Source organism: Nitrosomonas communis, from assembly GCF_900114745.1.
In the GTDB taxonomy this organism is placed as follows: Bacteria; Pseudomonadota; Gammaproteobacteria; order Burkholderiales; family Nitrosomonadaceae; genus Nitrosomonas; species Nitrosomonas communis_A.
The window spans coordinates 94,311-119,861 of record NZ_FOUB01000003.1 but is presented as its reverse complement, the minus strand read 5'-3'; the positions used below and the strand labels follow the sequence as shown (position 1 = coordinate 119,861).

At 49.3% G+C, this 25,551-nt stretch carries 22 protein-coding genes; 11 read left to right on the top strand and 11 right to left on the bottom strand.

Annotated features, from left to right (window positions below; all coding sequences use genetic code 11):
• The first annotated feature begins 2 nt into the window (after window positions 1–2).
• From nuoD to BM122_RS02275, 11 genes are all read left to right on the top strand, one after another.
• Window positions 3–1,715 carry an NADH dehydrogenase (quinone) subunit D gene (nuoD, locus tag BM122_RS02325; protein ID WP_083398289.1) on the top strand — a complete coding sequence of 571 codons (1,713 nt, stop codon included), beginning with the start codon at window positions 3–5 and terminating at the stop codon, window positions 1,713–1,715.
• A 10-nt stretch (window positions 1,716–1,725) separates the two neighbouring features.
• Entirely contained in the window at window positions 1,726–2,211 is a 486-nt protein-coding gene (nuoE, locus tag BM122_RS02320; RefSeq protein ID WP_074903294.1) for an NADH-quinone oxidoreductase subunit NuoE, read from the top strand.
• 4 nt (window positions 2,212–2,215) lie between these two features.
• Window positions 2,216–3,496 (top strand): complex I 51 kDa subunit family protein, encoded by a 1,281-nt coding sequence (locus tag BM122_RS02315; protein WP_074903292.1) that lies wholly within the window; start codon window positions 2,216–2,218, stop codon window positions 3,494–3,496.
• A gap of 2 nt (window positions 3,497–3,498) precedes the next feature.
• On the top strand, window positions 3,499–5,826 hold the full coding sequence (nuoG, locus tag BM122_RS02310) for an NADH-quinone oxidoreductase subunit NuoG (protein WP_074903290.1): 2,328 nt from the start codon (window positions 3,499–3,501) through the stop codon (window positions 5,824–5,826).
• Window positions 5,823–6,785 carry an NADH-quinone oxidoreductase subunit NuoH gene (nuoH, locus tag BM122_RS02305; RefSeq protein ID WP_074903288.1) on the top strand — a complete coding sequence of 321 codons (963 nt, stop codon included), beginning with the start codon at window positions 5,823–5,825 and terminating at the stop codon, window positions 6,783–6,785. Before nuoG ends, nuoH begins: the two co-directional genes overlap by 4 nt.
• Before the next feature lie 21 nt (window positions 6,786–6,806).
• Window positions 6,807–7,346: an NADH-quinone oxidoreductase subunit NuoI gene (nuoI, locus tag BM122_RS02300; RefSeq protein ID WP_074903286.1), complete on the top strand. Its 540-nt coding sequence runs from the start codon at window positions 6,807–6,809 to the stop codon at window positions 7,344–7,346.
• 210 nt (window positions 7,347–7,556) lie between these two features.
• The gene (locus tag BM122_RS02295; protein WP_074903284.1) at window positions 7,557–8,048 is read left to right on the top strand and encodes an NADH-quinone oxidoreductase subunit J family protein; all 492 of its coding nucleotides are present in this window, start codon (window positions 7,557–7,559) and stop codon (window positions 8,046–8,048) included.
• On the top strand, window positions 8,045–8,368 hold the full coding sequence (nuoK, locus tag BM122_RS02290) for an NADH-quinone oxidoreductase subunit NuoK (protein WP_046851156.1): 324 nt from the start codon (window positions 8,045–8,047) through the stop codon (window positions 8,366–8,368). Before BM122_RS02295 ends, nuoK begins: the two co-directional genes overlap by 4 nt.
• Window positions 8,365–10,380, top strand: a complete 2,016-nt coding sequence (gene nuoL / locus BM122_RS02285) for an NADH-quinone oxidoreductase subunit L (RefSeq protein WP_074903283.1) — start codon at window positions 8,365–8,367, stop codon at window positions 10,378–10,380. The genes nuoK and nuoL overlap by 4 nt, the downstream gene beginning before the upstream one ends.
• 10 nt (window positions 10,381–10,390) lie before the next feature.
• Entirely contained in the window at window positions 10,391–11,890 is a 1,500-nt protein-coding gene (locus BM122_RS02280) for a complex I subunit 4 family protein (RefSeq protein WP_074903281.1), read from the top strand.
• On the top strand, window positions 11,877–13,280 hold the full coding sequence (locus BM122_RS02275; RefSeq protein WP_074903279.1) for an NADH-quinone oxidoreductase subunit N: 1,404 nt from the start codon (window positions 11,877–11,879) through the stop codon (window positions 13,278–13,280). Before BM122_RS02280 ends, BM122_RS02275 begins: the two co-directional genes overlap by 14 nt.
• Before the next feature lie 157 nt (window positions 13,281–13,437).
• On the opposite strand, the gene BM122_RS02270 is transcribed toward BM122_RS02275, so the two are convergent.
• From BM122_RS02270 to BM122_RS02220, 11 genes are all read right to left on the bottom strand, one after another.
• Entirely contained in the window at window positions 13,438–14,289 is an 852-nt protein-coding gene (locus tag BM122_RS02270; protein WP_074903277.1) for a F0F1 ATP synthase subunit gamma, read from the bottom strand.
• A complete protein-coding gene (locus tag BM122_RS02265) occupies window positions 14,286–15,755 on the bottom strand; it encodes a F0F1 ATP synthase subunit alpha (RefSeq protein WP_256211843.1) in 1,470 nt (489 codons plus the stop codon). The genes BM122_RS02270 and BM122_RS02265 overlap by 4 nt, the downstream gene beginning before the upstream one ends.
• A gap of 13 nt (window positions 15,756–15,768) precedes the next feature.
• Entirely contained in the window at window positions 15,769–16,527 is a 759-nt protein-coding gene (locus tag BM122_RS02260; RefSeq protein ID WP_074903273.1) for a F0F1 ATP synthase subunit delta, read from the bottom strand.
• A gap of 14 nt (window positions 16,528–16,541) precedes the next feature.
• Entirely contained in the window at window positions 16,542–16,811 is a 270-nt protein-coding gene (atpE, locus tag BM122_RS02255; RefSeq protein WP_046851162.1) for an ATP synthase F0 subunit C, read from the bottom strand.
• Window positions 16,811–17,479: a F0F1 ATP synthase subunit A gene (locus BM122_RS02250; RefSeq protein ID WP_074903271.1), complete on the bottom strand. Its 669-nt coding sequence runs from the start codon at window positions 17,477–17,479 to the stop codon at window positions 16,811–16,813. The genes atpE and BM122_RS02250 overlap by 1 nt, the downstream gene beginning before the upstream one ends.
• Window positions 17,479–17,751 (bottom strand): AtpZ/AtpI family protein, encoded by a 273-nt coding sequence (locus tag BM122_RS02245; protein ID WP_074903269.1) that lies wholly within the window; start codon window positions 17,749–17,751, stop codon window positions 17,479–17,481. The genes BM122_RS02250 and BM122_RS02245 overlap by 1 nt, the downstream gene beginning before the upstream one ends.
• A gap of 206 nt (window positions 17,752–17,957) precedes the next feature.
• A complete protein-coding gene (locus BM122_RS02240; RefSeq protein WP_074903267.1) occupies window positions 17,958–18,368 on the bottom strand; it encodes a F0F1 ATP synthase subunit delta/epsilon in 411 nt (136 codons plus the stop codon).
• A gap of 5 nt (window positions 18,369–18,373) precedes the next feature.
• The gene (gene atpD, locus BM122_RS02235; RefSeq protein WP_074903265.1) at window positions 18,374–19,765 is read right to left on the bottom strand and encodes a F0F1 ATP synthase subunit beta; all 1,392 of its coding nucleotides are present in this window, start codon (window positions 19,763–19,765) and stop codon (window positions 18,374–18,376) included.
• 248 nt (window positions 19,766–20,013) lie between these two features.
• The gene (locus tag BM122_RS02230; RefSeq protein ID WP_074903263.1) at window positions 20,014–22,473 is read right to left on the bottom strand and encodes an EAL domain-containing protein; all 2,460 of its coding nucleotides are present in this window, start codon (window positions 22,471–22,473) and stop codon (window positions 20,014–20,016) included.
• A 26-nt stretch (window positions 22,474–22,499) separates the two neighbouring features.
• Complete coding sequence (locus tag BM122_RS02225) at window positions 22,500–22,940, bottom strand: response regulator (protein ID WP_074903260.1); 441 nt, start codon at window positions 22,938–22,940, stop codon at window positions 22,500–22,502.
• On the bottom strand, window positions 22,937–25,510 hold the full coding sequence (locus BM122_RS02220; protein WP_074903258.1) for a sensor histidine kinase: 2,574 nt from the start codon (window positions 25,508–25,510) through the stop codon (window positions 22,937–22,939). The genes BM122_RS02225 and BM122_RS02220 overlap by 4 nt, the downstream gene beginning before the upstream one ends.
• Window positions 25,511–25,551 lie beyond the last annotated feature (41 nt).

The following is a 25,551-nucleotide window of genomic DNA, read 5'->3' as shown; positions in this document are numbered from 1 at the left end:
AAATGGCAGATAAGGACAGAACGTTGCTTACACAACTGCAGACGCTCTTTAACGCTGTTCCTGTTGAATTACCTCGCGACAAAATCGATACCCTGTCAGTTCCTGCTGATCGGCTCATCGAAGCAATTATCTTTCTCAAACATAAGGCAGAGCCCCACTTTGAAATGCTCTTTGACCTGTCTGCCATCGACGAGGCTAAACGAGGCGGCGGGTTGACTGTGTTCTATCATTTGCTCTCGCTCTCCGGTAATACTGATCTGCGTCTCAAAGTAAGCCTACCTGAGGAAGCTCCGGTATTACCCAGCGTCTGCACCGCATGGCCAGCCGCCAATTGGTATGAACGCGAGCTTTATGACATGTTCGGTATCCACATAGACGGTCATCCTAATCTGAAGCGTATCCTGATGCCCGAATACTGGGAAGGGCATCCTTTGCGCAAGACGCATCCCAATCGTGCCACCGAGATGCCACCCTACCAACTGCCCGAAGCACGCTATCGCGCTATCATGGAAAGTTACCGTGCCGAGGATTACCGCGAACCCGGTATGAGCGATGAAGAAATGCTCCTCAATATCGGCCCTACCCATCCCGGTACGCACGGTCTTTTGCGTTTAGTCGTGCGGCTGCTGGGCGAGGAGATACGCGATGTGAATCCAGATATTGGTTTTCATCATCGCGGCGCGGAAAAAATGGCCGAACGCCAAACTTATCACAGCTATATCCCTTACACCGACCGCATCGATTATCTCGCTGGCATTCAAAACGAGTTGCCTTATGTGCTTGCAGTGGAACAACTCGCTGGAATTACCGTACCACCACGTGCAGAGGTCATTCGGGTAATGCTTTGCGAACTTTTCCGCGTTGCCAGTCATCTGGTCTGGATAGCCAGCTATGCGCATGATACAGGAGCATTGGCGCCGCCTTTTTACGCCTTTCGAGAGCGTGAATATCTGTTCGATGTGATGGAACTCATCACCGGCGGGCGCATGCATCCGAATTTCTTCCGCATCGGTGGCGTGGCCCTCGACCTGCCCGAGGGCTGGTACGAAGCACTGCAAGGTTTCTTAAAACGCATGCCTGCAGCTATTGATGATTACCAGGCCTTATTGGCGGATAACCCGGTATTTCGCGCCCGCACCCGTGGTATCGGAGTATTGTCCGCAGCAGAAGCTATCGATTGGGGGGTAAGCGGACCCAATTTACGAGCCTGTGGTCCGGCATGGGATCTACGCAAAAAACGTCCTTACAGCGGTTACCAACACTACGAGTTTGAGATCCCCACCGCTACCGAAGGAGATGCCCTAGCCAGAACTGAAGTGCGTCTGGAAGAAATTCGTCAAAGTCTACGCATCGTCGAACAAGCTATGCAAAACATGCCACCTGGCCCGGTTCTGTCTGCAGAAGCGCGTTATGCCTTCCCACGCAAGGAGGCGACATTGCAAGACATCGAAACGCTAATTCACCATTTCATCGCGGTGGGCCGAGGCATGAGCTTCCCAGCCGGGGAAAGCCTCTTTGTGACCGAGGCACCCAAGGGGATGAACGGCTACTTTGTCGTCAGCGACGGTTCGGAACACCCCTACCGTTTACGGATACGCACGCCATCTTTTCCGCATATCCAGGCTCTGAAGTTATTAGCTCACGGCCACCTTGTGGGAGATCTGATTCCCATCCTGGGTTCCATCGACTACGTCCTGGCAGACGTCGATAGGTAAGGAGAAAAAAATGAATGACAAGCTCGACCGACAAACGCTGCAAAAGCATCTGGCCCAACTTCCTCTCACTCACCCAGAACGCCGTGCAGCGGTAGTCCCTCTGATGCAATCCTTACAGGCTGAACGTGGTCACCTTGATGACAGGGGGGTTGAAGAAGTCGCACAGGTTACCGGTCTGTCAACTACCGAAGTTGAGGAGCTCGCTACTTTCTATAGCTTGATCTATCGTCATCCAGCAGGCCGGCATGTTCTACGGGTGTGCGACAGTCTATGTTGCAGTCTACAGGGAGCGGATCGATTACTGCAAGCAGCCGAACAATACAGTGGCGTATCATTAGGCAAGATTTCTCCAGATGGGGCCTTCAGTATCTTGCCCAGCATTTGCCTGGGCTTATGCGATCAGGCACCCGCGGCACTTTTAGATGGTGAAGCAGTAGGACCATTGAATGAAGCCGCTCTGCAAGTTTTGCTGCGCCGACTGCAAGAGGTGGATTAAGCGTATGGAAGCGGTACTGACCCGACACATTGAAGCCAACGCTCCCCTAGACTTGGAAGCCTACCGATCTGTAGGTGGCTACCGAAGTTTGGATGCCGCCTTTGCTCGTAAGCCTGAGGAAATCATTGAAATAGTAGAAGCCGCCAATCTGCGTGGGCGCGGCGGTGCGGGTTTTTCCTGTGGCCTGAAGTGGCGCCTACGGGATGCAGATGCACCGCGGCCCCGTTATCTCGTTTGTAATATAGACGAATCAGAGCCGGGTACCTTTAAAGATCGCTACCTGCTCTATGGCGGTCCCCATCAGATCATCGAGGCGGTCATCGTCTCCGCCTATGCGCTGCAAGCTGAAAAGGCGGTAATTTTTGTCCGGGGAGAGTACGGCAAGGGGGGGCATGGTTTACACCGAGCCATCAAAGAGGCTGAGATGGCTGGACTGGTGGGATCTAATATCTGCGGCAGTGGTTTCGATCTGCAGATGGAGGTGCACATCAGTGGTGGACGCTACATCTGCGGCGAAGAAACAGCTATGCTGAATGCCATCGAAGGTCTGCGTCCCAATCCGCGTCACAAGATGCCACGACCCAGCGTCAAAGGTTTATGGCAGCATCCTACCACCACCAATAACGTTGAGACCCTGGTCAATGTACCGCATATTCTGCTTAATGGTGCGGACTGGTTTCGTGCGCTGGGAATCAACAGCGGTTGTGGACCCAAGCTATTCTGTGTCAGCGGCATGGTGCACCAGCCCGGCCTATTCGAACTACCCTGTGGTACGCCAGCACGAGAATTGATCTTTGAACATGCCGGCGGCCTAGCCGAGGGACGTACCCTGCTCGGCTTCATACCTGGCGGAGCTTCGACAGCCTTCTTGTTGCCTGAACACCTTGATGTGCCAATGGATTTCGACCCCGTCGCCAAGGCAGGATCGCGGCTCGGGACCGCCAGTATCATCGTTCTAGATGATACCACCTGCCCAGTTCAGGTAACGCTGAACCTGATGCGCTTCTTCGCCCGTGAATCCTGTGGTTTCTGTACTCCCTGCCGTGATGGCATCCCTTACTTAGCGCAAATCCTAGCAACTATTGCTAGCGGAGAGGGGCGGGCAGAAGACTTAGTCTTGCTAGAAGAACTAAGCGGTATCATCGCCCTTCAATCCTTTTGTGCCTTCGCCCCTGGTGCGATGATACCTCTTATCAGCAGCCTGCAATGCTTTCACGACCATTACGAAAGTCATATCGACACAGGCTGCTGCCCGTTTGACGCAGTCAACAAGAGCGGAGCCTAATCATGGGAACGATGCGTATCGACGGTCATGATATCCCTTTCCAGGAAAACGACAACATTCTCAAGGCCGCGTTAGCAGCGAATATAGAGATCCCCTATTTCTGTTACCATGCTGCCCTCGGCAGTCTTGGTGCCTGCCGGCTGTGCGCTGTCGAGGTTGCGTCGGTGGATCCGACCCAAAGTCCCCGGGTAGTCATGTCTTGTCTCGAATTTGCTAGAGATGGGCTCAACGTTTCAGTTTCTGCAGCTGCGGCACGACAGGTACGGCAGAGGGTAATCGAATTTTTGATGATCAATCACCCGCACGATTGTCCGGTCTGCGACGAAGGAGGAGAGTGTCACTTGCAGGAAATGACGGTTGCCTGCGGCCCTCCTTATCGCCGCTATCGCGGCCGCAAGCGCACCTTCACCAACCAGTATCTAGGCCCATTGGTTCACCATGAAATGAACCGATGCATTACCTGTTATCGCTGCACTCGCTTTTACCAGGATTATGCGCTAGGCGATGACCTTGGCTCAATGCGTCTACGCAACGAGGTCTATTTCGGTCGTTTCCAGGATGGTCCGCTGACAAGCCCGTTTGCCGGTAACCTGGTTGAGATCTGCCCTACCGGCGTCTTCACCGATGCCGTGTTCCGGCAGCATTTTGCGCGGGTCTGGGATCTGGAAACGGCCCCTTCCATTTGCCCCCACTGCAGTGTCGGCTGCAACACCCTGCCTGGAGCACGGGACGGCACACTACGCCGGATGCGCAATCGCTTTCACCCCGAGCTCAACCGCTGGTTCATTTGTGATCGCGGCCGTTACGGTCATCAATACAGCGAACATATTGACCGGCCGCTGACCCCCCGCGTAAGAGACGAAAAAGTGAGCTATCGTGAAGCGCTTGCTGCCGCTGCAGAACAGATCAAAGCTGCCAGGGATAAAACGAGCGGCCTTGGCTCAACACGAGAAGATCTGGAAAGCAATGCTATGTTACAGACCTTACTGAATAAGCTAAGTGGGAGGTTCGCTACCTTTAGCGACCCCCAGATCGAGACAGCAACTGTTGCTGCCGTCGCAGCTCTCCAAAGCAGCGGTGGGGCGCCATCCCTGGCCGAAATAGAACAAGCTGACGCAGCGCTGGTGGTCGGCGACCTGACCGCGCATGCGCCCATGATGGACTTAGCCTTGCGGCAGGCTTATCGGGCTGGTGCCAAACTGGCCATTCTGCACAGCGGACCCTCTCTGCTGGCTCGTTTCGCAGCCACGACCTTGACAGTTCCGCCTCAAGAGATAAGCGCACATCTTTTGCGTTTGCATGAGCAGGCGACTGCTGCCCCTACTGCCCCTACTGCTCCTGCTCCCTCCAATAAGCATGAGAAGGAGCTAGCTGATATTGCAGTCTACCTGACAGCGGCCCAACGACCGGTATTAATAGGTGTGAGCGAGACTATGGCTGTACCAGAGATTGCCGCTATGGTACAACTGGCTACTGCCTTGGGATCTCGTGCCAAACTCGCCTATGCTTTGCCTGGAGCCAACACTTATGGAACGATATTACTTACCCCGACAACTAGCACGACTGCAATGTTAGAGGCAATCGAATCGGGTCAGATCCAGACTTTGATCGTGATAGGCAATGATCCCCTTGGTGATGCACGCCTCGGTACTCGCTGGCGTGCGGCACGCCGACACCTCAGCACGCTTATCGTATTGGATTGCGTCGCTACCGCCACTGCCGAGGCAGCGGATATCTTGCTGCCAGTAGCAGCATGGGCCGAGCGGGGTGGCACTTTTGTCAATTATGAAGGCCGTGCCCAAGGCTTTGCTCCTGTCTTTCAGCGGACAGAACCCCTGCCCAACACAGTAGAGGTCCTCGCTGACCTGGCTCATTGCCTCGAGCTCGCTTTACCAGATGCGGCAGCAGTGCTGAGTAATCTCTTCCCTGGCTACCAGGCGCCCCTTCCTGGCACACTGGGATCGGCTCTATCCGCCCCCCCTCTAACCATGCAGACCGGTACCACCATCGGTCCAGCTTCCTCAGCCCATCCTGGCCATTGGCAAGTTGCACTGGCGAGCTGGTATGGAGATGATCCGCTTGCTAGCTATGCCCCGGCTTTGATGGAGCTTGCTCCAGCCGCCGCCGCACTTATTCATCCGACAGCAGCCTTTAAGGAAGGAATCGAGGATAAGAAGCAGGTCAGATTGCGCGGCCCGGCCGGTACCGTAGTACTGCCAGTGCAGCTTAATAACGATGTGGCCGCCGGTACGATTGCCCTTTCCAGAGTGACGCTGACTCAATTAGGGGTTGGCCACGGTGATCTACTTGAGCTGGAGCATATATCATGAGCTTGACTCAGTGGCTACTTACCCTGGCAAGTATAGGATTGGTGCTGCTGGGGTTGTTGCTTATCGGAGCCATCATGAGTTATGGTGAGCGGCGCATTCTTGCGCTGCTGCAGGATCGCCTTGGTCCCAATCGCGCTGGTCCTTTCGGTTTGTTGCAGCCTGTAGCCGATATCCTGAAGCTGGTAAGCAAGGAAGCCTTCGTACCTCCCTTTGCTGATCGCATGGTCTATACCGTTGCGCCGATCATCGTCCCAATGACCGCGTTGCTTAGCTTTGCCGTGGTGCCAGTCAGTGAGGATGGATGGCTAGCCGATCTCAACATCGCATTGCTTTACGTACTGGCTCTCTCTTCGTTGCGGGTTTACGGCATTATGCTGGGCGGCTGGGCTTCTAACAGCAAATATTCGCTGCTCGGTGGTCTACGCTCGGCCGCGCAGATGATCAGTTACGAATTACCGATGGGACTCGCGTTGGTGGGGGTAGTGATGTTAAGCGGTTCTTTCAGTCTGAGAGAGATTGTTGCTGCCCAGGAGCTGCCTTTTATCGTGCTCCAGCCGCTGGGTTTCATCATTTTTCTGGTAAGCGGCATCGCTGAAACCAACCGCCTGCCCTTTGATCTTCCTGAGGCGGAAAACGAGCTCGCTGCGGGTTACAACACCGAATATGGCGGGATCAAATTCGCTTTCTTCTATCTAGGTGAATACTTGGGGGTACTGCTCATCGCAGCACTCGTGACGGTACTGTTTCTGGGTGGCTGGCATGGACCCTGGCTACCTGGGGTAGTGTGGTTTGCCCTTAAGACACTGGCACTGATATTGCTATTCTTTTGGTTGCGCACCAGCCTACCCCGGCTGCGCTATGATCAATTGATGGATCTCGGCTGGAAGTTGATGCTGCCTGCCGCGTTGTTTAATCTGCTGATTACGGCTGTGCTAGGGTTGTTCTGGATGAAAGGTTAACTAAGGTAGATAGATAAACAAATGAATAAACAGACTCCAACTCTACTTGTCAGGCTATGGCATTCGCTGTGGACGACCTTGCGTCATGCCTGGGCAAAGCGTGAGACTGTGTCATACCCGGAGATTAAGCGCCCTTTGCCCGGACGCTGGCGTGGACGCATCGTGCTTACCCGCGATCCTGATGGCGAAGAACGTTGTGTGGCCTGTTATTTATGCTCGGCGGTATGCCCAGTGGACTGCATCCACTTGCAAGCTACGCAGCGAGACGACGGCCGGCGTTATCCGGAAACATTCCGCATCGATTTCAGCCGCTGCATCTTTTGTGGCTTTTGTGAGGAAGCCTGCCCAACACTGGCGATACAGCTTACGCCAGATTTCGAGATGTGCGAGCGAAGCCATGATGAGCTGGTGTACGAAAAAGAGCAACTGCTGATTGAAGGTCAGGGCAAGCACCCTGGTTACAATTTTTACCGCCATGCCGGCGTTGCGATCTCCGGCAAGGCCATCGGCGAAGGTATCGGCGATACACCACCGGTAGATCATGATACCAACCTGCCCTAGTAAATGGAGCATAACTGGCTAATGTAATTCCATTTTCAAATCAAAAATGACGCGAAGGCGAGCCGCAGAGAGTATCCATAATATAGCAAGGTGAAGCTGACAAAATCAGTTTTGATTTAGAAATGGAATAAGGAAGCATCGATGGGCAGCACACAAAGATAAGGAAAACAACCATGATGAACAGCACAACCAGTCCAACAGGGTCAGCTCATGTATGAGTTCATTTTTTATCTTTCTTCCGTTATTGCAGTGATTGCCGCAGGCGCGATCCTGGTCGTGCGTCATCCGGTCCATGCCGCCCTGTACCTGATCGTGTCACTACTGGCTTTAGCATTGTTGTTCTTCTTGCTCGGCGCCCCCCTGCTGGCAGCATTCCAGGTTATGTTATACGCTGGTGCGATCCTGGTATTGTTTTTGTTCATGATGATGGTGATGAATTTACGTACCGAACGGAATCTGCCACTGTTACTCCCTGCCAACTGGGGCGGGATGGCATTATTGGCCCTGCTTCTGTGGTTGGTACTCTTGCTGTTACTTAGCAGATCGTCATTAGATATGGCAGACAACATCATGGTGATCGGACCCACGGCGGTGGGGAATGCGCTATTTGGCCCATACTTGGTGGTGGTTGAAGCTGCTGCGATTTTATTGCTGGCGGCATTGGTAGCGGCCCTCTATCTCAGTCGAAAGGGAAAACGATGATCCCGCTCAGTCACAGCCTGGCTATCGCCGCTCTATTATTCGTACTGGGTCTTGCCGTGGTGTTATTACGGCGGGAGCTGCTGTTCATATTGATAGGATTAGAGGTGATGCTCAATGGCGTTGCCCTAACGGCGATAGCAGCGGGCCAATACTGGGGCAATGCCGATGGTCAGGTACTGGTTATCATGCTGATGACGGTAACAGCTGCAGAAGTTGTGGTGGCACTGATTCTAGTATGGCTAGCCTATGATCACTACAAGGCAGTGCGGGTGGAAACGCTCACCCACCTGAAAGATGAAACTGAAAGGAGTTCATCGTGAGTCAGTGGCAGTGGCTATGGCTGATTCCCTGCGCGCCTTTGCTTGGATCGCTCATCATCCTCTTCCTGGGGAACCTGCTGCGACGGGAACACCTCGCCATAGTTGCTTGTTGCGCTGCAGCCATTGCTTTTCTGGTAGTGCTGTTAGCCTGGCTAACCGGAGCCGCCAGCCAACCATTGCAGCAAACTCTTTATACCTGGGTTGTAGTGGGCGAATGGCAGCCGATGTTTGGTTTCACGCTTGATCGCCTTGCTTTGGTCATGGTGAGCGTAGTTAGCGGTGTGGGCTTATTGGTCCATTTTTACTCGGTACCCTTTATGGCTGAAGAAACCGATCAGCGTCGTTATTATTTTTTTCTCAACCTGTTTTTAGCCGGTATGCTGTTGCTGGTGCTAGCTGATAATCTGTTGCTTCTTTATCTGGGTTGGGAGCTGGTTGGGCTATGCTCCTATGCCCTGATTGGTTTCTGGTATCGAGAGTCACTGCCAAGCGATGCTGGACGCAAGGCCTTTATTGTCACTCGCATTGGCGATACGGCACTGGCACTCGGCATCTTTCTCCTATTCAGCCAGTTTCATGAATTATCTCTCTCCGCGCTGCTTACAAATGCTACCGCCCAGTGGGAAAAGGGATCAACATTGGCCACTCTGGCGACGCTGTTAATCCTGGGCGGCGCTCTAGGTAAGTCAGCACAATTACCACTACAAGTTTGGCTGCCTGATGCCATGGCTGGCCCCAGTCCGGTTTCTGCATTGATGCACGCCGCCACCATGGTCACGGCAGGCGTTTATTTGATCGCGCGCACTCATCCCTTGTTTGAGTTGGCACCTCAGACACAATGGCTCGTGGCAGCCATCGGTGCGCTAACTATTGTCTATGGCGCTAGCGCTGCGTTAGCACAAACAGATTTCAAAAAAGTGTTAGCCTACTCCACCATCAGCCAAATAGGTTACATGTTTCTGGCACTAGGCTGTGGAGCCTATGCATTAGCACTGTTTCATCTGACCACTCATGCCTTTTTTAAGGCTTTACTATTTCTGTCTGCAGGTGCGGTAATCCAAGCCAGCGGGGATGAACACGATATAAATAGTTTAGGCAGGATAGGTAACCATCCATCCATAGCGCGCTGGACATTCCTGATTGGTGCAGCTTCATTGGCTGGCGTGCCTTTCGTCACCGCCGGATTTTATAGTAAAGACGCCATTCTTGTCACCACCTGGTCGACACCGGCTGGCCCGCTATTATGGGCCTTCGCTGCCTTCGGCGGCCTGCTGACTGCAATCTACATCTTTCGCGTCTATTTACTCGTCTTCCAAGGTTCAGGGCAGAGAACCTCGACGATATCCCTTCCCTATTTCATGTCGTTGCCGTTACTCATTTTGGCGTTGCTCAGCATCGTTAGCGGCTTCATTGAGTTACCGGAAGGCTGGCCCGGACCGCACCTTTGGAGTCTATGGCTGGAAAATGAGCTTGGTGTAGCGACCTTCCCTCCGCTAACCATTACTTACAATCTCCAACTCATCACTGCGTTATTGCCACTAGCGGGTTTTAGCTTGGCCTTGTGGTTGATCCAGCGCGAGCAAGCGTATCAATCACTTCCCTTGGCAATTTTTTTGCGCAACGGCTGGGGTTTTGACGCTTTCTACCATGCCACGCTGGTACGTCCCTACCATGCCCTGGCCAGGATACTGCACGCTGCTGAAAGTAAGGAGGGCATCATCTATATCGTGGTACGCCCCTACCGCGCTCTTGCCAAGGGAGTATCAGGTGCTGTGGAAACTCTTCTGATTGAGGGGGCACTAACCAGAATAACGCGTGGCTTCTTGGCCTTTGCCACCTTCTGCCGCAAAGGCGTGGAGTACAACGCGTTAGAAGCCGGCATCACTCGCTTAGTGGCGGCGCTGCGCTTCGGCTATACGCTTCTGAGCATTACTCAAAACGGTTTTCTGAGCCGCTATGCCCTGGTGATAAGTACAGGGGCCGTGTTCTTCCTGGGATATTGGTTATGGTGAGGAGAGTGTTATGGACTGGTTGAGCGTGCTGATATTTCTGCCCGTGTTGGGCGGACTGTGGATCGGCGTAATAGGGCGCAATAAAACAGCCTTTGCACGTTGGGCCGCGCTAGCGATTACCAGCACAGAGCTGTTGATCGCACTTGGTTTGTGGTGGAACGCAATCCCCAACGAACAGGGTTATTTTTACATCGTGCGTGCTCCCTGGGTCCCCGCCATGGGGATTCAATTTTTATTGGGTATGGATGGTATCAGCCTGCTGCTGGTACTGCTGACCGCGCTACTAGGCCCTGTGGTCGTGCTGGTCTCATGGAATGCAATACAACGCAATTGGCCCGCTTTTGCCGCCCTCCTCCTCGCTACCCAGGCAGGAATTATGGGGGTCTTCCTGGCGCTCGACCTGGTGCTGTTCTATGTATTCTGGGAACTGATGTTAGTGCCGATGTATTTTCTGGTGGGAGTGTGGGGTCACGAACGTAGGCTCTATGCCGCCTACAAATTTTTCCTTTTCACAGTTACCGGTTCACTGCTGATGTTGATAGCCATTCTGGGGTTGTACTTTACTCATGGCGAGCAAACCGGTATTTACACGTTCGATTACTTCGAATTGTTACAGGTCAATCTGCCAGACAACAGCGAGATGTGGCTAATGCTTGGCTTTTTTGTGGCTTTCGCTGTTAAGATTCCGCTGTTTCCAATACACAGCTGGCTACCTGACGCTCACACCGAAGCGCCCACAGCGGGCAGCATCTTCCTCGCAGGTCTATTATTGAAGACCGGCGCTTATGGCTTGTTGCGCTTCTGCCTGCCGCTGTTTCCTGAAGCCTCCACAGACTTTGCGCCCATTGGTATGACTCTGGGGGTGATCGGTATCCTCTATGGTGCCTTGTTGGCCTTGGTCCAGGAGGATATGAAACGACTCATTGCCTATTCTTCTATTAGCCACCTGGGTTTTGTGGTGTTTGGCATCTATGCCTGGAATCAGGAAGGTTTGAACGGTGCTGTAATCTTGATGCTGGCGCACGGGGTGTCAACAGGCGCGATGTTTGCCATGGTCGGTATGTTGGAAGAACGTTGCGGCACCCGCTTACTAGCGCAGCTGGGGGGACTATTATCGCCAATCCCCCGTCTGGCTTCCCTGTTGTTACTCTTTACACTCTCTGCGATGGGTATGCCTGGGCTGGCCAATTTCATCGGTGAATTCCTGGTTCTTGCCGGCGTGTTCCAGGTCTCAGCCGGGCTTGCCGTAGCGGGAGCCCTGGGTATTATTGCTGGGGTCGTTTACCTGCTGTGGATGTACCAGCGCGCTGTGCTGGGAGAGATCACCATTAAACGAGCATGGACCGACCTCAACCGCCGCGAAGCTGTGCCACTGGGACTTTTGGCATTAGTAGTATTGTGGCTGGGTCTTTACCCTGCGCCTTTCCTTGACAGCTTGCAAATCCCCGTGACCGCTATTATTGAATCGAAAAGCTCCGCGCCTACTGGATCGATTGATGCCCTTCGCTGAGCTGATCAATCTCATCCCTTACCTATTGCCAACAACTGGCGGCCTAGTCATATTGATGCTGGGTATCTGGCCAAAGCGTGTTTCGATCCGATTATTATCGTCTGCCACGCTGGTTTTTCTGCTGCTGGGTGCTGCCGCTACCTTACTGTGGCAAGTACCTGGTGCAGTAGGTAGCATGTTAGTAATCGACGATTTAAGTCGCGTGTTTACTCTATTTTTTATGTTGGGTGCCGCAGCCATCGTCATGCTATCTTTCGGCCATGTCCCCATCCGCAATGAGCTCCAAGAGGAATACTTGAGCCTGATTCTCTTTGCCACATTAGGAATGGCCCTGCTCGTAAGCTCAAACAATCTTATCAGTGCCTTTCTCGGCCTGGAAATCCTGGCTGTAACGCTTTACGCCCTTATCGCGTGGCAACCAACAAGGTACGGTGCGATCGAGGGCGGCATAAAATATGCTGTACTTGCTGGTTTTGCTACTGCATTTTTTCTGTATGGCGTTGCCCTGGTCTATGCCAGCAGCGGCACTTTGGATCTGACTGAGTTGAACACAGTAGCTAGCGATGAATCCTTACTGCCAGTGGCCATTACTTTGATCTTGGTTGGGATAGGATTTAAAGTAGCTTTGGTGCCGTTTCATATGTGGGCGCCTGACATCTACCAGGCCGCCCCTTCACCGATAACAGCTCTGTTCGCGAGTTTCAGTAAAGCGGCGACTATAGTGTTTCTGATCCGGCTATTGTGCCTACAATTGCCTTCTCTATGGGAAGCGCTGCTTCCATTATTGTGGGGACTTGCGTTAATCAGTATGATAGTAGGTAACCTGTTAGCGCTAAATCAACAGAATCTGAAAAGATTACTCGCCTATTCATCTATCGCCCATCTCGGTTATATCCTGGTAGCACTGGCAGCGGGTACTGCACAAGGCCGCGATGCCGCTATCTATTATGCTGTTACCCTAGCCATCATGAACTTAGGCGCCTTTGCTGTCATCGTTGCGTTAACGCGCCGTGAGCAGGATCGTGAAAATTTGGCAGATTATCGCGGGCTGGGACGTCGTTATCCGATGCTGGGACTTGCCATGGGAATTTACCTGCTAGCCCTAGCCGGCCTTCCGCCGACAGCTGGCTTTATGGCCAAGCTACTTGCCTTTGGTGCAGCTGTCGAGGCTGGCAATATGATGTTGGCGATTGCGGCAGTGCTCAACACAGCGCTCGCTTTTTTTTATTACTTACGAGTAATGATGGAGTTTTATAGTGAGCAGGAAACAAGCTTAAACACCATGCCGCCAACACAGGGCACATTGATTGTCATCATCATTTCTATTGCCTTGGTTATCGGGCTTGGCATTTTCCCGCAGTGGCTATTGGGATCACTTCAATTGCCTTGAAGTACGAAATTTTTCAAGAAAAGAGACATAGCGGCAAGACTCTTACAAGATGGATTTCGATTGTAATTCCCTTTCTAAATCAAACATGGCGCGAAGGCGAGCCGCAGACAGTATATAAATAATACAGCAAGGAGAAGCCGACAAAGTCAGGTTTGATTTAGGAATGGAATGACTTGTCATTAGCCGATAATACCTCTGTACTCAGCAAAATAATTTCAATTTCATTGATAATCTCCTCCTGACGCAATCTGTTAGCCCTCATCCGCAATTTTGCAGTATCCTTCTCCAGATGTTGGATAGCACTATCCATGTGGGCCAGTCGTTTATGATTTTCCCTCATAAACGATGAATAAAATACTTCATGTAATAGCACATAAAGATACTGATCAGTCAATTTGGTCAGAAATTGTGTCGGCTCCAGATGCAACAGAGGAGGGTGAGAATAAGTCAATTCTGGTTCAGGTAATGACAGAGGTAACAATTGACGTAGCCTGATTTTCTCGCTTTCATCATCATAATAAAGTACGCTGATCTGCCCTATTTTTGTTGGCGCGGCTTGCTGCATCCTGTTCAGCACCTCAATTAGCCGCTGCAATGTAATCGGCACCTCTTCTGCCACACTGTGACTTTCAATAAAAGCAGCAATATGAAAGTTCTCGAGTAATTTGCTCTCAAGCTTGCGCCCCACGACTACCAGCAAAGTTTCTCTTTGCAGTTGCTGGCTGTTTAAGAATGCAACTAACGATTCATTATAATCACCGCAAAAACCGCGCTCTGAACCGATGATAATTAATAGTTGCTGATGGCCCGGTTGAGCTGGGATCTGAGGATAAAAATACAGAAAATCCCGTGCCGTCATTTCAATGCTGGCAGTAACACGGCGTTGCGTGTCGAGGAACATTTCCAGTTTACGGATTTCAAGCAGAGCGAGGTTTTTCATCGTTTTCATGATGCTGTTGATTTCATCCAGCGTCGCTAGCCGCTCTTTTACCTCACGTCGTTTACTCATGCCATACCCATTTCATTCAACCAGGTACGAACCAGGATTCTCCACTGCTCGTGTCCTTCCTCAATACTCAACCTGGTACGGGCTATTTGTTCTTGCAGATATTGCAAGCACGGTTTTATCTGATCCAATTCAAGATGATCAAACATTCCTTCGTTATAGGCAACCAGCCAGGCCATCTGGTATTCAATGGTTAACGGAGTAAGCAGCTCTTGCTTGAGTATCTCTCGTAATATCTGACCACGCCGTATGCGTGCCTCCATAGTGGGTTCGAGCCGTGAACCAAAACGGGTAAATACTTCGAGCTCAAGAAACTGCAAATAATCCAGCTTCATTCGCCCGGCTTCCTTTTTGATATTGGGATGCTGCGCATTTCCCCCAATACGCGACACTGAGCGCGTGACATCGATAGCCGGCAGGAAACCACGCGCAAATAACTGTTGATCAAGATAAATCTGTCCATCCGTAATGGAAATAAGATTGGTGGGAATATATGACGCAATTTCACCCTGTTCTGTCTCTATAATCGGCAATGCGGTCATACTGCCGCCCCCCTGTTTGGATGACAAACGGGTAGAACGCTCCAGCAGGCGAGAATGTAAAAAGAAAATATCGCCCGGATAAGCCTCGCGGCCAGGCGGTCTGCGCAGTAGCAAGGAAAGTTCGCGATAACTTCTTGCATGCGTGCTTAAGTCGTCATAGACCACGAGCGTATCATAACCTTCTGCCATCCAGGCCTCTGCCACAGCGCAACCGGCAAAGGGTGCCAGATATTTTAAGCCAGGCATGGCATTTGCCTCTGCAACCACCAACACAGTATTACTCAATGCTTGGTTGCGCCGCAGAATCTCGATAGTATTCACGACGGTGGAACGTTTCTGGCCAATTAAAACATAAACACAATAAACATTCTTGTCACGCTGATTAATAACCGCATCTATAGCGAGTGAACTTTTACCAGTACCATTATCCCCGATGATCAATTGTCGTTGCCCTTTGCCGACCGGAATCATGGTATCGATAATTTTGTTGCCGGTATACAGCGGCTGCGCCACAAAATCACGTGCAATAATGGGGGGAGAGCGCACATCCAGCAAGCGATAGGTATCGAATTGAATCGGGCCGGCATCATCAAGCGGAATACCCAATGGATCGATCACTCGACCCAGCAGGGCACGCCCCACCCCTATACTCAAACGTTTCCCTGTCAGAAAAACAGCGGTGCCCGCGGTCAATTGGCTGGTCTGTCGTAGCAGGATGGCGCCCACCCGATCGCGGGCAAGATGAAACACTAAGGCACGGCTGCCATCTTCCAGATGAACCACATCCTCCATCCGCGCAGAAGGCAATCCACTGATCCAGGCAATGCCATCACCGATAGATACCACATTGCCTTGCTCTGACAAACGAAGACCATACTGGTAGCGTGCTAGCCAGTCGGCCTGTCTGTCAAAAAGAGAATTACTCAAAGAATTGGCACTGCTAGCTTCCCGCGGTAGCATGCTGCAAAGATCCACTAAAAAATTTTAATTCATCGCGTAAATTAGCATGCAAGATCCACGAACCTATTGCTATCTGAAATCCTGCGATCAGATCAGAATTTACCTGAAATTCGATTGGCAGCATTCTGCCAGCGACATCTGACAGATAACGGGCTAGTTCATTTTGTTTGTTCTCATCCAGTGGAAATGCACTTTGAATTTTTATCTGCAACTCTGGTACTACCGTGGCTTCTGTAATAACGCGCTTATTTTCTTTGCTCAGACCATGTAAATCTTCCAGTAGCAATGCATAAAGAGCTGCTTCCAATTCAGGTGAGGCAAGGCGAAAGAATAATTTAGTAGTAAATGCGATGCCTTGCGCAATGCCTTGTTCTTCCATTCTGCGTTCAAATTCACGTTTGGCGCGCTCATCCAGCACCTTACGCCGTTCTGCTTCTTCATTGATTTTGTCATTCAGTTCAGCCAGTTTATTTTCACGCATTGCCGCCAGCTCAGCCATCAGGCGTGCCTGAGCCCTTTCTTTTTCCTGTTCCCATTCAGCCAGAAATTTTTCATGTTGTTGCTTAAGCTTATCTGCCTCAGCTTTGATCTGTTGCGCATCAGTCAGCGTCTTTTCGATACCAGCGCGACGTCTAGCAATAATGTCCAATATAGGTTGATACAAAAAATGCTTTAAGATCCAGACAAGTGCCAGAAAATTGATGATTTCGAGGATGAAGGTTGTCCAATCAAAAGTCACGCATACACCTGTACTTATCGGTTAATCAGATATTCCAGCAGCGGGTTACGAAACAGGATGATAAGCACAATTACCAGCACATAGATAGCAAGTGATTCAATCATCGCCAAGCCTATAAATAAGGTGCGCATAATAGATTTTTCTGCCTCTGGCTGGCGCGCAAGCGAATCCAGCGCCTGGCTGATTGCCCGTCCCATCGCCATCGCTGGGAACATCATGCCAATAGCGACACCCAGTACTGCGCTGATGGTAGAAAATATCGTAAACCAGGATATATCACTCATTAGCTAGCTCCTTGTACATTTTGTTGAGATTGCATGGCGCCGGCAACATAAATCAACGCTAACATGCCAAAAATATAGGCCTGAACCAATGCCTCGATGATATGCAACATTAACACGGGTACCGGCACCAATAAGCCAGCTACGAGCAGGACCAGCAATGCCACCAGTTCGAGGCTCATAATGTTGCCAAATAAACGTACCGCTAAAGCAATCGTGCGGGTAACTTCACTGATCAGGTGAAAGGGTAACAAGATGGGTGAAGGGCTAAGATAGTGCTTAAGATAACCTGCTCCCTCATTGCGTATCCCAAACCAATGTACCGACAAAAAAACCAATAACGCAAGACCCGCGGTTACGGACAAATTACCGGTTGGAGAATGGAGCTCCGGAATAATGCCAACAAGGTTGGCAATGACGATATAAATCCACAAAGTTCCAATAAATGGCATCATTTGCTGCGCATAACCCGGGGATACCGCTTCAATGCTTTCCTCAATTAACAAAATGATTCCCTCCAACATGGCCTGCAATGGCCCAGGATCGAGCGACAGCTGTCGTGTAGCAAGCCAGCAAAACATGCCTAGAAATAACATGATGCCCCAGGTAGTGATTACAATGGATGTAATCGCAAAGGGTCCAGCATAAAATACGACAGCCGCTTCTTCCATTAGTCGTGCTTCCGCACATATAAATAAACGTTCACCATACCCACTATCATGCCCAAAATAAGGAGCCCTATGGTCCAATGAACAGAATAGCCTTGCGCCATATCATCTAGCCAGTTACCAAGATAGGCACCCACGATGATGGGCAGTATAAACAACAAGGAAAGTGTTCCCAAAAATATGGATTGAGCAAGCAGAGTAGGACGGTCCTGCTTTGCACGTTGCATCCGTTTCACTTGACGCTCCACTGATTTGCGTAGCTGTTCGTTGTTCATGATTTATTCTCAGAGGTTATAAATTAATCTACTGCGCACCGAAATCGCTGTGTTGGGCAGTACTGGCTCCTCGCCTATCTATTTGCTATGTGGCTTTGTCGAAACTCGCAAGGCTCGTTTTATCGAAACTCACTTTGTTCGTTTTCTCGTCTCTGCGTTCCTTCCGCCTCACACTTTGGGCGCTCGCTACGATTTCTTCATACCCATCAGACCGTTTGAGTAGTAAGGTGTCCAATTTGCCATAAGCGCCGGAACATCTCTTGCTCCAGATGAGCGAGGCTATCTTTTAGCTCTCGTAATGCTTCCTCTTCCTTGAGCAGCTGCTCCAGCAAGCCTTTACTAATGCGCTGATAATCCTTATCTTGCAGGAAATGGCGCGTACTCAGATAGAGATGATTATTGGCAAAATAAAGTATGCCACCAGGAAGCCCAAGATAAATCCAGCCGCCATCTTGTAATTGGTAGCGCGCCAGCCCGTAGTCCATTGCGGTCATCATGCGTTCATGATTCGCAAGAATACCAAAACTGCCAGTACTATCCTCTCCTACAAAACTGATCACATTGTCAGCGTATACATATTGCGTCGCACTCTGGACATGCAAATTGAAAGTCTTCATATTCTTTATTGTTGCATTGATCCTCGCATATAGCATTGCTCTTCCGGGATGGCATCATAGTCACCTCGCAAAAAGGTCTCGCAATCAGTCAATGTTACATCCAGTTTTACCGATACGCCTGGCACGCCAGTATGTGAAGCCATTACATGGAATGGCTGCGTTAAATATCGTTGCAGCTTACGGGCACGCATCACAATACGCTGGTCTTTCTGGGAGAGCGCCTCCAAACCTAGCATGGCAATAATGTCTTCCAATTCCTGATAGCGCGCAAGATGTTCACGGACACCTTCAGCCACACTATAGTGCCGATCACCGAGAAAGGCGCGATTCATCATTTTGCTTACTGACTGCAAAGGATCGACTGTCGGGTAAATTCCCTTGGCTGCCTGACTTCGAGACAGGATAACAGTCGTATCCAGATGCGTTAGAATGGTGCTGACAGCGGGATCAGTCATATCATCTGCAGGCACATAGACTGCTTCCACTGCTGTAATATTTCCACCACGCGTTGAGATAATACGCTCTTGCAATTCTGCCACTTCGCTCATTAAGGTAGGTTGATAACCAACCGTAGCAGGCATTCGCCCCAGCAATCCGGAAATTTCACTTCCTGCCTGGACAAATCGAAAGATGTTATCCATCATTAATAAAACTTCTTTGCCTAAGGTATCCCGCAGATATTCCGCATAGGTTAAAGCAGATAAGCCCACACGGAAACGCACACCGGGCGATTCATCCATCTGACCAAACATCATCAGCGCGCGCGGCATGACCCCGGATTCCTGCATCTGGTGCCATAATTCATGACCTTCGCGGATTCGCTCCCCCACTCCCGCAAATACTGATACCCCCTGATGCAGATTGACGATGGCATGCATAAACTCCATAATCAGGACCGTCTTTCCCACGCCCGCACCACCAAACAAGCCAGTTTTCCCACCTTTAATAAAAGGGCAAAGCAAATCAATAACTTTAATACCCGACTCGAGAATTCCTCCAGCTGGCACTGTTTCAGATAATAATGCGGGAGGAGCAATAATGCTTCGCATCTCTTTTGTTTCGAGCGGTGGCCCACCATCAAGCGGCATACCAAACATATTCAGCATCCGATTCAGGCAATCCGGTGTTACCGGAACGCGCAAAGGAGCACCGCTATCGAAAACAGATAAACCCCGCTTGAGACCGCTTGTCGGATGCAAAGCAATTGCACGCACGCGTTGTTCGTCCAGATGGCGATAAACCTCAAAAGGATAAAATTCATGATCAGTTATAGTAAATAGAGCCTGATGCAGTGGGGGTAAACGTTTACAAAACACGTCAACCACTGGTCCATGAATTTCCTCAATTATCCCAAGTGGATCTTTTGCTGCATACATTGATGGGATTATCTGTTCCATCGGAAAAAACTCCCTCAGTGACAGTTGTAATCAATGACTGCTTTTTATATTGCTGAATTGAAGACTCATTCCAATTCTAAATCCCAACTCACTTTGTCGGCTTCACCTTGCCGTATTATTTATACTTTGGCGGCTCGCCTTCGAGTCATTTTTGATTTGGAAATGGAATAACGACTTATATATTAGAACTATAAGCAATGATCGTCTAGTCTCAAAGAAATTAAATGAATTACGAAATAATTACATACTCACTTTGTTTTTTCATGTAATACATTGGTAAGTTCAGGCATGGGCAAAGGTCGACAAAAATAATACCCTTGCACCACATCACAATCGTGTGTACGCAGGAATTCAAGTTGTGTATTCGTTTCTACACCTTCTGCTGTTACTTCCATATCAAGCTTATGCGCAAGAGAAATACTTGCCTCAACGATCGCTGCGTCGCCCGAATAGTCAGTTAAGTCAGTCATAAAAGTCTGATCAATTTTCAGTGCATCAAGTGGGAAACGTTTCAAATAAGCCAGTGAAGAATAACCCGTGCCAAAATCATCCACAGCGATCCGTACCCCTAATCCATTTATTGACTCCAGTACTTCGGTCGCGCCAGCTGGATCACGCATTAAGATATTTTCGGTAATTTCCAGTTCAAGAGCGTGCTTGGGCATATCTTCTTCTCGTAATGCATATCGTATCTTATCGAGCAAATCGATATCATTAAATTGGGTAGCAGAAACATTGACAGAAACACGGATATCGTTGAATCCCGCTGCTCGCCAATCGCGATGTGCTTTGCACGCTTGGTGCAATACCCATTCACCAACCGAAATGATCATCCCCGACCTTTCCAAAAGAGGGATAAAATCAGCAGGAGACACTAGTCCACGCACAGGATGCTGCCATCGAATCAGTCCTTCAGTTCCAATCACGCGGTTATTACGAAGATCAATCTGCGGCTGATAATGCAGCACAAATTCGTTCTGAACCAAAGCACGTCGCAGATCTCCCTCCAAAGCTAGCAACTCGTGCCCACGGATATTCATATCCGATGCATAGAAACAGTATTGATTAGGCCCCATCGACTTTGCGCGATACATGGCAATATCAGCATGTCGCAACAAATCTTCTATCCGGTCACCATCATGTGGATAAAGGGCAATCCCAATACTGAACGTGACATAGACATCGTGGTTATGAATAATCACTGGATGTTTGAAAGCATTATATAGCTTGTTTAGCACATCCAATATATTTTCCGGCTCCTTTAATTCGTTGAGTACAATAGTGAATTCATCTCCCCCATGACGTGCAACGGTATCATTTGCCCGCATACAACTTTGCAGCCGCTGAGCGATCTGTTCAAGCAAGATATCCCCTGCTGTATGACCCAGGCTATCATTGATTCGTTTGAAGTTATCAAGATCCATAAATAGCACGGCAATATTATAATTGTGCCGTTGGGCATTTTTTAATGCTGAGGAAAAATGTTCAAGCAATAAAAAACGGTTTGGTAAGCTGGTTAGACGATCATGAGTAGCCTGATGCTGCAGTTCGGCCTCAAAGCGCTTCCGTTCCGTGATATCCCGCGCAATCGTTGATAAATACTCAATAGAATCATTGCTCTCCTTATGGGCAAGCACTACTTGTGAAACCGGTAGCTCTTTATTTCTGGGAATCTGTAGTAGCGTTTCGCCACTCCAGATACCTTGCTGCTGAGCTATCGCAAGAACCTCAGCAAATGATTGCTGGTTCTTATCAGTAGCAAATAATTCCTGGATGGTATACCGGCTGACATCTTTTTCCACACCCAGTTCTAGCAATCGACGCCCTGATTCATTTAAATAGCGTAAACGACCCTCCGGTTCAAAAATAGCGACCAGATCCGGGGTGGCATTTAATATTGCTGTTAACCGCGTTCGCTCTTCTTCTGCTTTAATGCGAGAAGTAATATCTCTTCCGGTAGAAACAAAGTGGGTAATATTTCCTTGTTCATCTTTCAAAGGGGTAATGATTTGTTCCTCGTAAAATAATTCCCCATTTTTATGCCGGTTAACAAAGGTAGCTTGATATGTATGACCATTCGAGATGGCTTGCCATAGTTGCAAATAAAAATTGTTATCATGGAGGCCCGAGTAAAGAAAAGCAGGTGTTTTTCCCTTAACTTCTTCGGCGCTATAACCGGATAGTTTCTCAAAGGCTGGGTTAACATATTCGATACGACCTGCGGGATCGGTGATAAAAATACTGTCAGCCGCTTGATTGACTGCCTGCGACAATTTACGCAATAACTGATTGAACTGGCGATGCTCCCGGCGTTTCTTCGTTTCTTGAAGCTCGCGATTGACAGCGGGTAGTAAACGGCCGAGATTTCCCTTCATGACATAATCTTGAGCGCCAAGTTTCATGGCTTCTACCGCCACATCTTCACCGATAGCACCCGAAATAAAAATAAAAGGAATATCAGGATCCCGCTGACGAACGATTTCCAGCGCCCTAACGCCACTAAACCCAGGCATGGAATAATCCGAAAAGATGATATCCCACGGCTTCTGTAATGCTGCGATCACTCCTTTTTCAGTGTCTACCCGCTGCCAATCAAACCTGAACCCTTGTGACTCAAAATAATCGATCAGCAACAAAGCATCATCTTCTGCATCCTCTATAAACAAGAAGCGCAATAATGGCAGATGCTGTTTCTGGGCCATTGACATATCTAGTTCCTCTGGACTCTATACAGCTAACGTCTATAGGGTGATTCATTCACTTCCAACCAATATTGTCCAAGCTGTCCGGCCACCCTGAGAAAATCATCGTAATCCACTGGTTTGCGTACATAGCTATTGGTCCCGAGGGAATAAGCTTTGAGTCGATCTTCATCTTCATTGGATGAAGTCAAGATCACAATCGGTATCAGACGTGCCCGCTCATCAGCACGAACGCGACGTAATACTTCTAATCCATCGACCTTCGGCAGTTTAAGATCGAGCAGCATAAGTACCGGCAGTTGAGTCAACTTCTGTCCTTCATACGCTCCCTGTCCGAACAGGTAATCAAGCGCCTCAACACCATTCTTCGCTAGAAATATCTTATTACGGATATGGTTAGCTTGAAGTGCATCTATCGTGAGTGTGGCATCGTCTTGATTGTCCTCAACCAACATTATTACCTCGGCGTTCATATTATTTCCTTCTCATCTAATGTGAAATAAAAAGTCGATCCTTGATCAATAGTGCTTTCTGCCCAAATTTGTCCACCATGTTTATGAATTACACGGTGCACCGTGGCAAGTCCGATACCGGTACCCGGAAATTCGTGCGGATCATGCAATCGTTGGAAAACACCAAACAACTTATCAGCATAGGCCATATCAAAGCCGGCACCATTATCTCGGATAAAATAAATAATTCTCTCTTTTGTTACGTTGCATCCAACTTCAATGAAAGCCTGTTGGTTACGAGCGGTAAATTTCCAAGCATTACTCAGCAGATTATCCAACATGATGCGCAGTAATATCGCATCACCACGGACAATCAAACCGGATTGTACCGTATACCGTACTTTTCGATCAGGTTCCATCTGTTGCAGCGTGTCTAATATTTCATTTGCAAGCTTCGACAGATCGATAACCTCCCACTTAAGCTCGGTACGGGTAACGCGTGATAATTTGAGCAAACTATCAATGAGCTCAGCCATACGCTGCGCAGCCAGCCGTATTCGCTTAAGCCGGTCACGTCCCCGTTGATCGAGCTGATCAGCATACTCATCGAGCAATGTGCGACTGAAACCATCCAATGCACGTAAGGGTGCTCGTAAATCATGGGAAACAGAATAACTGAATGCTTCCAGTTCGTGATTGATCGCTTCCAATTCGTTGGAGCGGACCCGAAGATTCTCATTCAGCTGCTTAATCTGGCACTCACTCTCTTTGCGTACACTGATATCTTCTACAATGCCATCAAAATAAATACCTATTGTTTCATCCTTTTTCTTCACTGCCGTCAAGCCAGCATGAAATTCCCGTCCTTTTAAGGTTCTCAAGCGCACCTCTTCCCCATTGACATAGCCTTGGAGTAAAACTTTACCCATTAGTGCCTTACGTTCAGCAAGATCACAATAAAATTCACCAAATGAGTGAGCGAGTAGCTGCTCGGTGGATTCAGCTTCGAACAAATTAACCATGGTAGGGTTTATTTCGCGGAAGCTTCCTTTTGCATCAGGCAGGCTACGGAAAACGCCCACAGGCAGATTATTCAATAGCTCACGATAACGTTCCTGCGCCCGTTGCTTAGCTATTTCTGCTTCCTTACGAGTGGAAATATCCCGAATGATACTGGTAATCAATGTACCGTGCTCTGTCTCAAGGGGGCTTAAACTGATTTCAATCGGAAATTCACTGCCATCCTTGCGCTTGCCATAAAGTTCCATCCCGACGCTGATTGGCTGAGCTCCTGTTTCAGCGACAAATTGCTGCTGGAAAATCGGATGCGCTTGATGAAACCGTTCTGGTATAAGTTGTAGCGCTGAGTGGCCCACTAACTCATTACGACTATAGCCAAACCACTTCTCGGTCTGCGAATTCATTAAAGCAATATGTCCAGCCTGATCCACCAGAAGGATAGCCTCAGGTGCGGATTCAAGTAATCTACGAAACTGGAGTTCGCTTCTTTGCAGCCGATTCTCCGCCCGCCGACGTTGTAGTGCATAATTGGCGACTATTCCACTTAACAGCACCAGTAATATCATGAGCAAGGCGCCTGCCAAAGCTAGATTACGACCATATTCAGCAATGTTTGCAGCGATGATTTTGGGGGATACATAAGAAATTAATACCCATGTTTCGCTATCTTGGGTATTTAAACCTCCCATGGGGTTTTGTATTTTTGCCAAATTAACCTTAACGTAAGTAAAAAGTCCGTTTTCATGCATCCATTGACCGATGGGAGATTCACGTGTAACAAACGACCATATCTCTTCACCAAATTTTTGCTCAAAGGTTTCTGTTCCCTGGCTTTGGAACATAAAGCCGCTTTCCCCTGCCGGATGGGGTTGCAGTAGCCATCTTCCCTGCTCGTTAACTAATCCCAGGTTACCAACGGAAAGATCAGAAATGGTGCGCAGGCGTCTCATTAATCTCTCCCCTTTATAGTTAAGGACGATGAGACCGCGTAGTTCGTTGTTACTATCAAATACGGGTACAGTGAATCGTACCGTTGGTTTGATGGGTTGCACAATAACGCCATGCTCGATAGTAGGCTCAAACGGCGATATGTAAACGCTTCTTTCACTCAGGGCAAGCGTTTTCTGCACAAAGTCGAGTTCAAATTGGTTTTGTAGCTGTTCTTGCGGTGTGATTATTGGCTTACCTTCATAGTTATGGATGCGCACTATTTCCTGACCATGCTTATCTATAAAACGAACCTTTCCATAGAGTTGGCGAAATTGCAAAAAAGCCAGCAAATCTTCAGTCAGACGTGAATATGCTGTGGAGTCACCCGAATCCAGCCATTGTCGCAACGAAGAAAGCTCTGCAAGATAGAGAGCATCCCCTCGTATTACACCGAAGACATAATCGATGGTCTTCTCACCCAGCTGTACAGACAACCGCTCGTTCGCCTCAATGATTGCTTTATTTGCATCTTCGTGCGCATCGAACAGAAGCGACAATACGATGGTAAGTGTTAGAACAAGGGGGATACATATAATCAGGAAATACTTTATAAACTTGTAGCGACTTCTATCTGATTTCATAAGCTCCTCTTTTCCCAACCATTATGCTGGCCTGTACAATA